This is a genomic window from Acinetobacter sp. YH12235 (assembly GCF_013417705.1).
GTDB lineage: Bacteria > Pseudomonadota > Gammaproteobacteria > Pseudomonadales > Moraxellaceae > Acinetobacter.
Map to the genome: position 1 here is coordinate 33,195 of NZ_VPDL01000001.1, position 13,002 is coordinate 46,196.

Sequence of the window (13,002 nt, forward strand, 5' to 3'; positions counted from 1 at the left end):
CAGATTTAAAACTTTTTGAGGCATTTTGTGGATATCTTTCCAATCTCGTTAAAGTTGCAACAGCAACCTTGTCTGATTGTCGGTGGTGGACATATTGCATACCGTAAAGCGGTATTGCTACAGAAAGCAGGGGCAGTCATTTCGGTGGTTGCCCCTGAGATCGAAGCGAGTCTGCTTGAGATTGTTCAAGCGACCGCCGGTCAATATGTTCAGGCACCTTTCAATTCTGAAATTCCTCTACGTTCCTACCGTCTGGTGATTGCAGCGACCAATGATGCTCGAGTCAACCGTCAGGTGTTTGAAGACTGTGAAGCTGAAAATGTGCTGGTCAACAGTGTTGATGATCCACCACATTGCCGTTTCATGGTACCAGCGATTATCGACCGCTCACCACTGATTATTTCAGTCGCGAGTAACGGTACTTCACCGGTATTGTCCCGTCAGATCCGTACTCAGCTTGAAGCTACCATTCCGCATGGTATGGGTAAACTGGCTGAGTTCTCTGGTAAGTGGCGTAGTGCAGTTAAAGCCAAGATCACTAATCCCGATGAACGCCGTATCTTCTGGGAAGATTTATATGCCAGTCCTTTGAAAGAACAGGTATTTAATGACAATCTGGCTGAAGCTGACCGTCTGATTGAACAAGCTTTAAATGAATGGCAAAAGCCAAAAGGTGAGGTTTATCTGGTCGGTGCTGGACCGGGTGATCCAGAGTTATTGACGCTAAAAGCCTTACGTTTGATGCAACAAGCCGATGTGGTGATCTATGACCGTTTGGTCTCTGCACCAATCATGGATCTCTGTCGCCGTGATGCAGAGAAGATCTATGTCGGTAAGGCGCGGTCTAATCATGCAGTGCCACAAGAAGGAATTAATGCCTTACTGGTGAAATATGCCAGCGAAGGCAAGCGCGTTTGTCGTCTAAAAGGCGGTGATCCGTTTATCTTTGGCCGTGGCGGTGAAGAGATTGAAGAGCTGTTTGCTGCTGGCGTGGCCTTTCAGGTCGTGCCTGGCATTACTGCAGCTTCAGGCTGTTCAGCTTATGCTGGTATTCCGCTCACTCATCGTGATTATGCGCAAAGCGTGCGCTTCCTGACAGGTCATTTAAAAGAAGGTTCACCAGAGCTGCCTTGGAATGAACTGGTCTATGAAAACCAGACCTTAGTACTGTATATGGGACTGGTTGGACTGGAAAAAATCTGTGCACAATTGATTGAGCATGGTCAGCGTCCAGATATGCCAGTAGCCCTAGTCTCAAAAGGCACCACACCAGAGCAAAAAGTCGTGGTGGGAACGCTCCAAGATATTGCATCGAAAGTGAATGAGCACCATATTCAGGCACCAACCTTGACCATTATTGGTGAAGTGGTGCGTTTACGTGAAAAATTGAAGTGGTCCTAAACGGCCATTGGACTCCCAAAAGTAGAGAAAAGCTGTGATCCATGTTGTTTTATATGAACCTGAAATTCCTGCCAATACAGGTAATATTATTCGCCTATGCGCAAATACGGGAGCACAGTTACATTTGGTCAAGCCACTTGGCTTTGAACTGGATGATAAAAAACTAAGACGTGCCGGTCTCGATTATCATGAATATGCCAATATGCAGATTTGGGAAAATATTGATGACTGTCTGGCCGATCTGGCTACTAAGGGCGTAGGTGTAGATGCAGTTTATCCGCTGACCACCAAAGGTTTTGAAACCCCGCATACCTCAGATCTAAATCGTTCTGTAGCCTTGTTGATGGGACCAGAAACTCGTGGCTTGCCAGAAAATGTCCGTATGATGTTCCCGAAAGAGCATTGGATTCGTCTGCCAATGGCAGAGAATTCACGCAGCTTAAACTTGTCTAATGCGACTGCTGTGATTGTCTATGAAGCATGGCGTCAGCAGGATTTTAAACCGCTTTAAGTTCATCGTACCGATTTAAAAAGCTGCCTAAGGGCAGCTTTTTTATTTTATGTAACAGATGCAGGTACATATTTGTTCTTTCAGGTAATCTAGCAGATAAGCTCTTGAGAATGTAGAAAAAAGGAACAAGATGTGAAAATAGGATGGATTCTAGCAGGCTGTAGTACGTTGTTGCTGGCCAGCATGATGACACAGGCTCAAGAAGCGCCACAGCAATTAGTATCATTACAAGATACAGTTCAGCCCATTACTCAGGAAGAAATCCGCCAAGGGCTGGCAGCGATGCAACAGCGCTTGAATAGCCGCATTGAGCAGTGGGGTAAAACCCTTAGCCGTGATGATTTCGAGTGGACTTGGCGTGGACGTCAGATGAAACCTGCCAAACGTCAGGAAGTTTGCGATATTTTTCAGGGCGTGGTGAATGAAATGTATCAAATGGCAGTGAAAAACAAGGCTCGACTCAGTCCGGAAGATCAGAAACTATTATCCAATCGTGATCTGTTTATTGAAAAACTGGGCTTTCAGAATAACCGGGTAAATACCCAGATGGGTTTTGATTGTCGCCTACAATAAGCTCAGTCTATTATCCAAGAAAATAAAAAAAGGCGCATAAAGCGCCTTTTTAGGTATGAACAATATCGATTATTCAAACTCGTTATGTTGTGGAGCAGGGTGCTTAAAGCCCTTGGTTTTATAACCGAGGTACAAAATACCGAACATCGCCCACCATAAACCGTATTTCAGTGCAGTTTCTTCAATTTCCAACCACATCGCAAAGATACTGATAAAACCAAGCATCGGGATGACCACAAAGCTGAAAATATCTTTCGCAGTTTTAGTACGGCCATCACGCAGTGCATAACGTGAAATTACTGAAAGGTTCACGAATGTAAACGCAGTCAAGGCACCGAAGCTGATCATCGAAATCACGATATCCAGATCCATGAAGCCAGCAGTTAAGGCCACTGCACCTACAATCAGAATGTTGTAGTTTGGCGTATAGCTTTTCGGACTGATATGACCAAAGATTTTCTTGTTGATCACGCCATCACGACCCATGACATACATCAGACGAGATACACCTGCATGAGCAGAGATACCAGACGCCATTACGGTAATGATCGCAAAAGTCAGAACATAAGACTGGAACAGTGAGCCGCCTACAAGAAGCAGAATTTCTGGCTGAGTTTCAGCAATATTCTTGAAGTAAGAACCCGGTGTAGAAGGGAAGTACAGCTGCATGAAATAAGTGCTGATAATGAAAATCACACCAGCGATTAAAGCAGTCAAGAAAATCGCTTTAGGCAAGGTGTTTTCAGTATCTTTGGTTTCTTCTGCCAGAGAGCTTAAAGAGTCAAAACCGGTGAATGAGAAGCACAGTAAGGTCGCACCAGTAATCAGGGCGCCTACCGAAGTCAGTTCATTCCAGAACGGTTCAAGACTCCAAAGCTGGTAACGCTGTTCAGCTGTAATCGGACCATCAGCATTGAAACCGGCCTGCAGTTTGGTAAAGACCATCCAGGTAAAGATACCGATCACCAGTAACTGTACCAGTACGATCAAACTGTTAAAGTTTGCCACGAAGCGTGCACCGCGCAGGTTTACCCCGGTCATGAAGGCAGTCAGCACGATTACCCAGACCCAGTGGTTCACATCAGGAAACAGTGCTTCAAGATAGATCACTGCCAGGATGATGTTCACCATTGGTGATAACAGATAATCCAGCCAGGAAGACCAGCCCACCATGAAGCCAATATTCGGGTGAATCGATTTTTGGGCATAGGTATAGGCCGAACCCGAAGAAGGGTAGCGGCGAATCATGTGACCATAGCTGATCGATGTAAACAAAATTGCAATTAGGGCAATGATGTAAGAAGTAGGAACATGCAAATGACTTTCTTCAGATACCAAACCAAAAGTATCAAATAAGGTCATTGGTTGAATGTAAGCTAAACCAATAATAATGATGTGCCAGAGCCCTAGCGTTTTTTGCAGTTTAGCTGCCGATTGAGTCCCAGAGAAATTTGTCAACGGCGTTATCCTCTTAATCGTTGATCAAGGATCAGTCATATTTAATAAGGATCGTTTGAGACGAACGATCCCCCCTACAATTTTCTATAAAAGCGCGCCAATCTACTTTAAAATTACGGCTTTTACTAGCTATTTTTTGAATTTAGGCCTGCACGAAATGTGCCATTCGAAGCAAAAAACGGCGATTTCCTGCAAGATAAAAGCCCGATGTCTAAAAAAACATCAGGCTTAAATTTTTCGCTATATTGGCTTATTTTTCAGTAATTACCAAGCCTTTTTTAAGATAGATTTCAAATCTTCCAAACTGGCTTCTTTTGGGTTGTAAATGATGGAACCATCATTTAATGCTTTTTCAGCAACTTCATCCAGCTGTGCTTCAGAAATCTTACCTGTTTCACTTAATGTGCGCGGTAATTTGGTCAAGCTATAGATTCGATCACGCATGGTTAAAATTGTAGCAATGGTCTTGTCTGCACGTAAGTGTGCTGGTGTTTGTGCATAGATGTCTGCACCCGCCAATGGCAGCAGCAGCTCGGCAATCTTGTCGCCATTCACTTCCTTGTTGTATTCCAGTACATAAGGCAGGAACAGATTCATACATAGGCCATGCGGCAAATGCGCGACTGCACCTAGAGCATGTCCAAGGGAGTGCACCAGACCCACCATTGAATTGGAGAAGGCAATTCCGGCCATGGTAGAGGCCTGAGCCAGCTCCAGACGACCTTGGGCATCAGTTGGGTTGTCGAGTACGTTAAACAGGTTGGCACTGACCTTTTTCACGGCAGCTGTGGCATAAGCATCTGAAATTGGATTGGCTGCCATACAGGTGTAGGCTTCTACAGCATGTGTCATCGCATCCATGGCTGTCATGGCAGTCAGATGCGGTGGCAGGGTCTGAGTCATACGTGGATCCAGAATCGCTGCATGCGGCATCAGATAATAAGATGCGAATGGCATTTTCACATTCTTTTCGGTATCCGATACCACAGCAACCATGGTCACTTCAGAACCGGTACCAGAAGTCGTAGGAATTACGAAAAATGGCTTCAGCGGTTTAGGCAGGTTATGCGCACCAGAATATTTGAGTAAGTCGTCACCACCTTCAGAGACCAAAATATTGGTCGCTTTTGAGGTATCAATCACTGAACCGCCGCCAACAGCAATAATGGCATCGCAATCATGATCACGATAAAGCTGTGCTGCGCTGCGCACTGTACCTAAACTGGAATCTGGCGGTACATCATCGAAAATCGCTGCAATTTTGGCATCGGTCGATTCAAAAGCAGCTTCAATCGGCGCCAGCAGGTTATTGGCACGTACACCTTTATCGGTAATGATCAGTGGACGTTTGGCACCTAAAGTGGCCAATTCAAAAGGAATGTGTTCTAACGCGGCATGACCAGCAATTACTTTGACTGGGCAGAAAAATTCATAATAAGGTTTTGCCATGTTATACACTCCGTTTCAAATAAGATTGAGCGACTTTTAAGTAGATGCTGCTCGCTTCCATGATTTTATCTTTGAGTCCCAGATTATTCGGGTATTCTTTTACTGCCAGTTGCGCCACCATTTTCGGCAAGATCAGCGCTTCCATTTTGTTCAGGCAACGTACCAGACGGATCGCATAGGAAATATCACCATCGGCAATCATGCGGTCATTGGCAAAGGCCTGAGACGTGCTTTCCTGAAAGGAAAACACCAGAAAGGCATGATGCAGATGCTTAAAGGTAATGGTCAGGTCTGGCTTGATATTGCTTTCTTTGACCAGTTCCAGCTGATGTTGTTCCGTGACCCGGGCAACGAAGGCCGGGCCATGTGGAAAAACATTCATTGAAAGCCTAAAATTGGCGGGAAACTGGGCAACTTCCTGTTTGATTTCTGGGTCTACCTGACTTGCCATGACCAGGCCACGGCCAATGATATCCATCATCAGTTTGACATAGGCAAGCTGCAAAGCGGGTTTTACGGATTTTGTCGCAATCACGTGATGATCCCTATCTTGATATTATTGGTTTAGAGTAATTACTCTAATTTATTTATTGTTAAAATGCAAAGGCTTTATCTTTGCTCGACGTTCACCTGCTTAAAGTAACCGCTGCTGCTTAAAGTTTCAATAATTTCAACACACAAGTCATTAAACTTTGGCGGGTTGCTGACGAGGTCATTAATTCGCACCATTTCCAGGCCTGCATAGCCGCACGGGTTGATGGTATGGAAACCAGTCAGGTCGCAATCAATATTTAAAGATAAGCCATGATAGCTACGGCCTTTACGGATTTTAAAGCCGAGAGAACCAATTTTACGTTCATTCACATAGACGCCCGGAGCATCGGGTTTGGCATAGGCTTCAATCTCATGCTTTTTAAGTAGTTCAATCATCAGGTTTTCGGCATAAGACACCAATGTACGGACATTCCAGCCCAGACGGTTCAGGTCAAACATAAAGTATGCGACGAGCTGACCAGGACCATGCCAGGTGACTTGACCACCACGGTCGGTTTGAATGACAGGAATATCAGTTGGAATCAGGATATGTTCCGGTTTACCGGCCTGACCTTGGGTCAGTACATCATGGTGCTGCAAAATCCATAACTCATCAGGCGTATTTTCATCACGGTTTTCCGTGAAGCTTTTCATTTCCAGAAAACGGTCTTCGTAGGGAGTCAGGTTATTATATTGACGGATAATCAGGGAGGGTTTTTGAACCGCAGCTGTCACAGTGTGCGTCCTTAGAAAATTAGATCATACTGCAAATAATTATAATGATTTCAGCAATAGATAGGGGAGAGATTCGTAGTAATTGTTGGTGAGCTAGTCACACACATAAAAAACACGCCCGAAAGCGTGTTTTTTAATTTGCCAAGGTTGGAGCAGAATAATCTTAAAGTGCAGTCTTGATTAGTGGGCAAGCTGCAAGATCAGCATATACGGCATGCACCTGTTCCAGTTCAAGGAAGCGTAGCTGAGCAGTGATCGAATGATATTTACCAGTACGGGATGGAGTGATGCTTACGCTATCGCCATCAAAGTCAGGAAAATGTTTGGTGAAAATCTCAACGACCGCATTCAGCAGTTCTTCACCTGCAAGGCCAATGAGTTTGATTGGGTAATCCATTGGAAAAACCCAAAGATCTTCGCGGAGTTCACGAGATGGTGTGCGGTCTAACATGTAGTCCCCCTATTCGAAACGCCTGCATAGCGCAGGCGTTTGGGTGTATTGCAATACAAAATGGAGACGAGAGATGAAATTTCAAGTCTCCAAAATTGTATTAAATCTTAATCATTTTCCAGGAATGAACGCAGGTGTTCAGAACGGGAAGGGTGACGTAACTTACGCAGTGCTTTCGCTTCAATCTGACGGATACGTTCACGGGTTACGTCGAACTGTTTGCCGACTTCTTCTAAAGTATGATCCGTTGGCATGTCGATACCGAAACGCATTTTCAGGACTTTCGCTTCACGTTCAGTCAGGTTTTCCAGTACTTCGCGAGTCGCTTCTTTCAGGCCTTCTGAAGTAGCAGCATCCACTGGTGAAGTGATGTTGCTGTCTTCAATGAAGTCACCCAAATGCGAATCTTCATCATCACCGATCGGTGTTTCCATCGAAATCGGTTCTTTAGCGATTTTCAGTACTTTACGAACCTTCACTTCGTCCATTTCCAGACGTTCGCCCAGTTCTTCCGGTGTCGGTTCACGGCCCATTTCCTGAAGCAATTGACGAGATACACGATTGATCTTGTTAATCGTTTCAATCATATGCACTGGAATACGAATGGTACGTGCCTGATCCGCGATTGAACGGGTGATCGCCTGACGAATCCACCAGGTGGCATAAGTCGAGAACTTGTAACCACGACGGTATTCAAACTTGTCTACCGCTTTCATCAGACCGATGTTACCTTCCTGAATCAGATCTAGGAACTGCAGACCACGGTTGGTATATTTCTTCGCGATCGAAATCACCAGACGTAAGTTTGCTTCAACCATCTCTTTCTTGGCACGACGCGCTTTCGCTTCACCGACTGCCATACGTTTGGCAATGTCTTTGATGTCACGAACTTTAAGATCAAGATCTTTTTCGATATCTGCAATTTTTTGCTGGAAGGCCAATACGTCAGGACGTACTTTTTCCAGATAAGCTTTCTGATCAGCAGTCGCTTTCGCAATTTGCTCATCTAACCAGGCTGGATTCGATTCCTGACCCGGGAAAGTAGTACGGAACTGGGTACGGTCCATACGGCCACGACGGACGGCATAACGCATCACTTCACGTTCTGCACCACGGATCTGGTCATGTGTACCACGAATCATTTCAGAAATGATATCGAACAAACGCGGCGTGAACTTGAACATCATGAACACAGTTGCAAGCGCTTGAAGTGCTTCTTCTGCTTCTTTGCTGTTACGGCCGTGTTTTTCCAGTACCGCTTTGGTATTTTTCCAGGCATCTGAAAGTTCGGCAAAACGAACTTTGGCAATTTCTGGATCTGGGCCTGAGTCACCTTCAGAATCGTCATCGCTATCAGACTCTTCATCTTCCTCGTCATCATCCAGTTTTACATCTTTGGTTGACTTGGTCGTTGCTTCTTCATCTTCTTCGATTTCAGCGACTTCTTCCAGCACTTCTGGAATTTCTTCATCTGATTCAGGGTCTAAATAACCTGACAGAATGTCAGCAAGGCGGCGTTCGCCAGCTTCATAATCTTTGTATTCTTGTAGTACAACTTCTACAGCATTCGGCCAGTAAGCAATAGAGTGAAGAACGTCTCGGATACCTTCTTCAATGCGTTTTGCAATGCTAATTTCGCCTTCACGCGTTAAAAGTTCAACGGTACCCATTTCACGCATGTACATACGTACAGGGTCAGTCGTACGACCTGGTTCGTTTTCTACAGATGCAAGTACAGCCGCAGCTTCTTCTTCTGCAACTTCATCAGCAGCTTCTGCAGTATCCTCGAACATTGCATCATCAGATTCAGGCGCACGATCATGGACAGGAATACCCACATCATTCAGCATTTGAATGATATCTTCAATCTGTTCGCTTTCTGTGATGGAGTCCGGGAGATGATCGTTAACCTCAGCGAAGGTTAAGTAACCTTGTTCTTTGCCTCGGCTAATCAGAGCCGCTACTTGAGAAGTAGGGGAAGTCATATCGCTCATCTTTGCTTACTCTTCGTTGAATCTGTGGCAGTGAAAAACCGTGCATGATAGCACAATTCACCTGAAATAGTTTTGGAATTGATCAGTCAAGCATGATTTTATAAATATGTTTGAATAACAATTGAATATCGATATTGGGTCTAAGTTTATCTTTTCAAGTGTATTTCCCAATCTAATTTTAGAAACGTCCCTCATCCATGGGATAAAAAGCGTTCACTATCTAACCAGCTAATAAATACACAATTATGCTGTAGAAAAACAAGAGCTAACTAGTATAAACATACAAAATATATAAATAAAACTTGACAAGTTTTTAAAGGCAAGATAAATAGCGCCTAGACCCATTTACATTTTTCACTACGAGGTAGTTTTAGTGTCTTCGACAGATTTTGAACTAGATGATAGCTACGGTGATGATGATGTTAATTTCGATGAGGCATCGAGTAAGCTAAGTGCGAAAGAGTCGTTGGAAAAACGTCGTTTAATTGATGATCTGCTCTCGCAACGCCGTCTGGAACGCGAACTCAAAGATTTTGATTATGACTTCGACGATGATGACGACTTTGACGACGAAGATTAACGAATTCAGATTTAGCATAGCCTGAATAAATGCTATGCTAATCCTTTCGGTTTTCTAAGTTTGGATGTTAAATGAGTGCTTTAGATTTAGACCTGTTGAGTGAATATCTGGACGGCGACCAAAATGAGTATGGTCTGGATTTTGCGGCAACTCATGGTTTCTTATGTGCTATCGCAGTAGGCCCGCAATTTGACAAATGGATGGATGAACTTTTTGAAGGCAACCAGAAAAAAGTGCCTGCAGAAATCATCAATCAGGTTAAAGCATGGTTAGAGTCAATCCGTCAAAGCTTGGCCAATGAAGAAGGGATCACTTTCCCATTTGAAATTGAAGAAGCAGATACCGAATCAAGTCTAGGTGACTGGAGTGTGGGCTTTGTAGATGCCATGTTCCTGAACGAAGAAGCCTGGTTTACAGAAGAATTTGAAGAACAGTTGGTCGATTTAACGCTGCCAATTATGGTATTCAGTGGCATCGATGAAGAAGATCCGCAAATGGAATCTTTCCGTCGCAATGGTCAGTTAATGGATGAGCTTGCAGAAGAGATTCCAGAAAACTTGAATGAATTATATCTGATGTACCACACACCAGAATAAGTCATGCCCCGCCATGAAAAAGCACCGTCAGGTGCTTTTTTTAGCTCAGGTGTTTTGTACAACGTTTGGACTAGTTAATTACCTAGTCTAAGGTTTATGATCGGCACCCGTACGCTTGCTCAAGCTATAACGCGCATAGCCATTGTAGGCGATATGCAACAGCAAGGCATGTAAGGCAATACTTGCAGCTACCAGAAACGAATTTGGCCCGCGTCCTGTATAAGGCATCCTTCTATAGATTTCCTCCGTCTGTGGATGCAGCCAGATCACTATAAACAAAAAGATAAATCCAAAGGTCATGGCAATAATCGTGGAACCCCAGACCAGTCTGCTTTTCTCTTCCTGGGTGGGTAGTCGGAGTTCTTTTTTCACAAAGTATCGGGCGCTGAGAAAGGCGGAGGCAATCAGGGCAGGAATCAGCAGAATGGCGCCCAGATTGAACACGTAGATGAGTATGCCGACTATTAAGACCAGAGTCAGATAAACGGTGGCAAAATATTTAAGATAGTGCGACATCGTTTTAGCCTCCTTATGCTGAGGTCTCTTCAGGATGGACGATTTTTACGTTGATGTCTACGGTATAAAACCCAGCCCATGATGATCACGACAATCGCAATAATCACATAACTGACCTGACTGAAGATTTTGTGCATCAATTCCTGATTTTCACCAAAATAAAAACCGACACAGGCCAGGAACGTGGTCCAGATAACAGTACCTAGTCCACTATAGAACATGAATTTCCAGAAAGGCATATGGCTCATGCCAGCCGGGATACTGATGAGGGAACGTACTGCCGGAACCATCCGGCCAAAGAATACAATCCGGTGTCCATACTGCTCGAACCATTCCAGAGATTTTTTCACGTCTTCAGATTTGATAAACAAGAATTTTCCATATCGGTCTATGAATCTGAAAATACTGTCGTGGTTAAATTTATAGCCAATCCAATAGAGCAATGCCGCTGCCAATAACGAACCGATACTGCCTGCAATAATGACTCCAACCAGCAGTAATTCTCCTTGAGATGCGGAATAGCCGGCAGAAGGCATAATAATTTCAGAGGGGATCGGGGGAAAGACATTGTCAAGAAACATGAGCAAGGCAATGCCCCAGTAGCCCAGCTGTTCCATGACAGAAATAATCCATTCAGTCAGATTCATAAAATTGGCAAAATAAAAAATACTGCTTGTATCCTAAGCAGTATTTTTAAGAGGGTAAAGTTAAGTTATATAAATGGCCAAGTGTGGATTAACTATGGGTTAAGGTATAAATGTAAACTTTACGTAAGCTGTAAGCCAGGCAAACTGGCAGAGCACTGAGCAGTAAATAGTGTGCTGCTGTAGCCTCAATATGGTAGCCAATAAACAGGGCAAGAATGGCACCAATGATAGTTCCCAAGATCACAATAAACAGATGTGATTCTGCTTCTAGCTCATCTGTCAGTTGGGTAATACGTTCCAGTTTTGTATTTTCTTTAGGTTGGAATCTAACAATATTATCTGGATCCCGAGCAAGTGAATTGGCCATTTTGTTTTCCTTTTCATTTAAAAAATTAATTAATAATGAAAGACTTATGGTAACAAAGTAATGTGATATAAAGACTATCAAGCTTAGCTGTAAAAATATGCTGTTCTTGGTAAGGGATTGGTAAGTTTTTTATTGCAGATGTAATGCTTATGTAAACAAAAAGCCCTCCGAAGAGGGCTTAGATATTTTTAGTTACAAAACTGGAATTAGAGACGTTTACGTTTTGCAGCCAGAATTTGCGATTGACGCATACGGAAACCTTCTTTTTGTTTCTCGGTAGTTTTATCGATGCAGTACACACAAGATACGCCGTGTTCATAACTTGGCAGCGCTGCCTCTTCAGGCGTTAATGGCCAGCCACACGCATGACATTTGGTATTTTGACCTTCTTCCACACCATGTGTAACTGCAGTACGGCCATCAAATACGAAACATTCACCTTCCCAAAGACTTTCTTCAGCTGGAGTTTCTTCTAGGTATTTCAGAATACCGCCTTTCAGGTGATACACCTCTTTAAAGCCTTCCTGAAGCAATAAAGAAGTTGATTTTTCACAACGAATACCACCGGTACAGAACATGGCAATTTTCTTATCCTTGTGCTGTTCCAGGTTCTTTTTCACATATTCAGGGAATTCACGGAAAGTTTCAGTTTTTGGATCGATTGCGCCTTTGAAGGTACCAGCTTTGTACTCGTAATCATTACGGGTATCAACCAGAATCACATCATCACGTGCAATCAGCTCGTTCCATTCTTTAGGATCAAGATAATGGCCAACCAGATCACGTGGCTTAACCGGTACACCTAAAGTCACAATCTCTTTTTTCAGCTTGATCTTCATTTTACGGAATGGTTTGTCAGAGCTATGCGACTCTTTGTATTCCATTTCGTTGAAGCCTTCATCAAGCAGAAACTGATGTACTTTGTCGATGGCTTCACGGTTACCCGCAACAGTCCCGTTAATGCCTTCACCTGCCACAATTAGAGTACCGCAAAGGTTGATGGTTTTTACCAACTCTAAAAGACGTTGTTGCAGACCCGCAGGATCTTGAACTTCTTTGAATTGATAAAGTGCGGCAACAACCCAACCAGTCGTCGCTTGCTGTTCTACAGGTGCAAGCTGTTCTACAGTAGCGTTCATGGAATACTCCAACGTAGCATGATAATTTGAAAGGCGCATATTTTAACGTGA

The 13,002-nt window shown here is 43.8% G+C and carries 15 protein-coding genes; 5 read left to right on the top strand and 10 right to left on the bottom strand.

Annotation, left to right across the window (positions count from 1 at the left end; genetic code table 11):
• Positions 1-27 precede the first annotated feature (27 nt).
• The 3 genes from cysG to FTV13_RS00180 all read left to right on the top strand — a co-directional run bounded on the left by cysG (position 28) and on the right by FTV13_RS00180 (position 2,485).
• Positions 28-1,401 carry a siroheme synthase CysG gene (gene cysG / locus FTV13_RS00170; RefSeq protein ID WP_166137861.1) on the top strand — a complete coding sequence of 458 codons (1,374 nt, stop codon included), beginning with the start codon at positions 28-30 and terminating at the stop codon, positions 1,399-1,401.
• A gap of 34 nt (positions 1,402-1,435) precedes the next feature.
• Complete coding sequence (locus FTV13_RS00175; protein ID WP_166137859.1) at positions 1,436-1,912, top strand: tRNA (cytidine(34)-2'-O)-methyltransferase; 477 nt, start codon at positions 1,436-1,438, stop codon at positions 1,910-1,912.
• A gap of 183 nt (positions 1,913-2,095) precedes the next feature.
• Positions 2,096-2,485, top strand: coding sequence for a hypothetical protein (locus FTV13_RS00180; protein ID WP_171521858.1), 390 nt, complete (start codon positions 2,096-2,098; stop codon positions 2,483-2,485).
• A gap of 69 nt (positions 2,486-2,554) precedes the next feature.
• Here FTV13_RS00180 and FTV13_RS00185 read toward each other — a convergent pair whose 3' ends face one another.
• The 6 genes from FTV13_RS00185 to rpoD form a co-directional block, all read right to left on the bottom strand.
• The gene (locus tag FTV13_RS00185) at positions 2,555-3,943 is read right to left on the bottom strand and encodes an APC family permease (RefSeq protein ID WP_004784881.1); all 1,389 of its coding nucleotides are present in this window, start codon (positions 3,941-3,943) and stop codon (positions 2,555-2,557) included.
• A gap of 264 nt (positions 3,944-4,207) precedes the next feature.
• A complete protein-coding gene (locus tag FTV13_RS00190; protein ID WP_034170151.1) occupies positions 4,208-5,392 on the bottom strand; it encodes an iron-containing alcohol dehydrogenase in 1,185 nt (394 codons plus the stop codon).
• 1 nt (position 5,393) lies between these two features.
• Entirely contained in the window at positions 5,394-5,927 is a 534-nt protein-coding gene (locus FTV13_RS00195; protein WP_159123447.1) for a hypothetical protein, read from the bottom strand.
• 74 nt (positions 5,928-6,001) lie between these two features.
• Positions 6,002-6,661 carry a lipoyl(octanoyl) transferase LipB gene (lipB, locus tag FTV13_RS00200; RefSeq protein WP_159123448.1) on the bottom strand — a complete coding sequence of 220 codons (660 nt, stop codon included), beginning with the start codon at positions 6,659-6,661 and terminating at the stop codon, positions 6,002-6,004.
• A 163-nt stretch (positions 6,662-6,824) separates the two neighbouring features.
• The gene (locus FTV13_RS00205) at positions 6,825-7,112 is read right to left on the bottom strand and encodes a YbeD family protein (protein ID WP_004784874.1); all 288 of its coding nucleotides are present in this window, start codon (positions 7,110-7,112) and stop codon (positions 6,825-6,827) included.
• 107 nt (positions 7,113-7,219) lie between these two features.
• Positions 7,220-9,106, bottom strand: a complete 1,887-nt coding sequence (gene rpoD, locus FTV13_RS00210; protein WP_004784872.1) for an RNA polymerase sigma factor RpoD — start codon at positions 9,104-9,106, stop codon at positions 7,220-7,222.
• Between the two features lie 373 nt (positions 9,107-9,479).
• Here rpoD and FTV13_RS00215 point away from each other — a divergent pair, with 373 nt between their 5' ends.
• A complete protein-coding gene (locus FTV13_RS00215) occupies positions 9,480-9,686 on the top strand; it encodes a PA3496 family putative envelope integrity protein (RefSeq protein ID WP_004784869.1) in 207 nt (68 codons plus the stop codon).
• Positions 9,687-9,757: 71 nt separating this feature from the next.
• Complete coding sequence (locus FTV13_RS00220) at positions 9,758-10,282, top strand: YecA family protein (protein WP_004784868.1); 525 nt, start codon at positions 9,758-9,760, stop codon at positions 10,280-10,282.
• 87 nt (positions 10,283-10,369) lie between these two features.
• Here FTV13_RS00220 and FTV13_RS00225 read toward each other — a convergent pair whose 3' ends face one another.
• The 4 genes from FTV13_RS00225 to FTV13_RS00240 all read right to left on the bottom strand — a co-directional run bounded on the left by FTV13_RS00225 (position 10,370) and on the right by FTV13_RS00240 (position 12,951).
• Positions 10,370-10,798 (bottom strand): ABZJ_00895 family protein, encoded by a 429-nt coding sequence (locus tag FTV13_RS00225; protein WP_166137855.1) that lies wholly within the window; start codon positions 10,796-10,798, stop codon positions 10,370-10,372.
• Positions 10,799-10,827: 29 nt separating this feature from the next.
• Positions 10,828-11,445, bottom strand: coding sequence for a DedA family protein (locus FTV13_RS00230; RefSeq protein ID WP_159123451.1), 618 nt, complete (start codon positions 11,443-11,445; stop codon positions 10,828-10,830).
• Between the two features lie 88 nt (positions 11,446-11,533).
• Positions 11,534-11,812 (bottom strand): FUSC family protein, encoded by a 279-nt coding sequence (locus FTV13_RS00235; RefSeq protein WP_159123452.1) that lies wholly within the window; start codon positions 11,810-11,812, stop codon positions 11,534-11,536.
• A 206-nt stretch (positions 11,813-12,018) separates the two neighbouring features.
• Positions 12,019-12,951 carry a rhodanese-related sulfurtransferase gene (locus tag FTV13_RS00240; RefSeq protein WP_159123453.1) on the bottom strand — a complete coding sequence of 311 codons (933 nt, stop codon included), beginning with the start codon at positions 12,949-12,951 and terminating at the stop codon, positions 12,019-12,021.
• Positions 12,952-13,002: the final 51 nt, after the last annotated feature.

Bases quoted from the DNA above. Each gene is read 5' to 3' on its own strand.
- rpoD (WP_004784872.1), bottom strand. From the start codon at position 9,106: ATGAGCGATATGACTTCCCCTACTTCTCAAGTAGCGGCTCTGATTAGC.
- FTV13_RS00220 (WP_004784868.1), top strand. From the start codon at position 9,758: ATGAGTGCTTTAGATTTAGACCTGTTGAGTGAATATCTGGACGGCGAC.
- FTV13_RS00180 (WP_171521858.1), top strand. From the start codon at position 2,096: ATGATGACACAGGCTCAAGAAGCGCCACAGCAATTAGTATCATTACAA.
- FTV13_RS00225 (WP_166137855.1), bottom strand. From the start codon at position 10,798: ATGTCGCACTATCTTAAATATTTTGCCACCGTTTATCTGACTCTGGTC.
- FTV13_RS00205 (WP_004784874.1), bottom strand. From the start codon at position 7,112: ATGTTAGACCGCACACCATCTCGTGAACTCCGCGAAGATCTTTGGGTT.
- FTV13_RS00235 (WP_159123452.1), bottom strand. From the start codon at position 11,812: ATGGCCAATTCACTTGCTCGGGATCCAGATAATATTGTTAGATTCCAA.
- FTV13_RS00230 (WP_159123451.1), bottom strand. From the start codon at position 11,445: ATGAATCTGACTGAATGGATTATTTCTGTCATGGAACAGCTGGGCTAC.
- FTV13_RS00190 (WP_034170151.1), bottom strand. From the start codon at position 5,392: ATGGCAAAACCTTATTATGAATTTTTCTGCCCAGTCAAAGTAATTGCT.
- FTV13_RS00240 (WP_159123453.1), bottom strand. From the start codon at position 12,951: ATGAACGCTACTGTAGAACAGCTTGCACCTGTAGAACAGCAAGCGACG.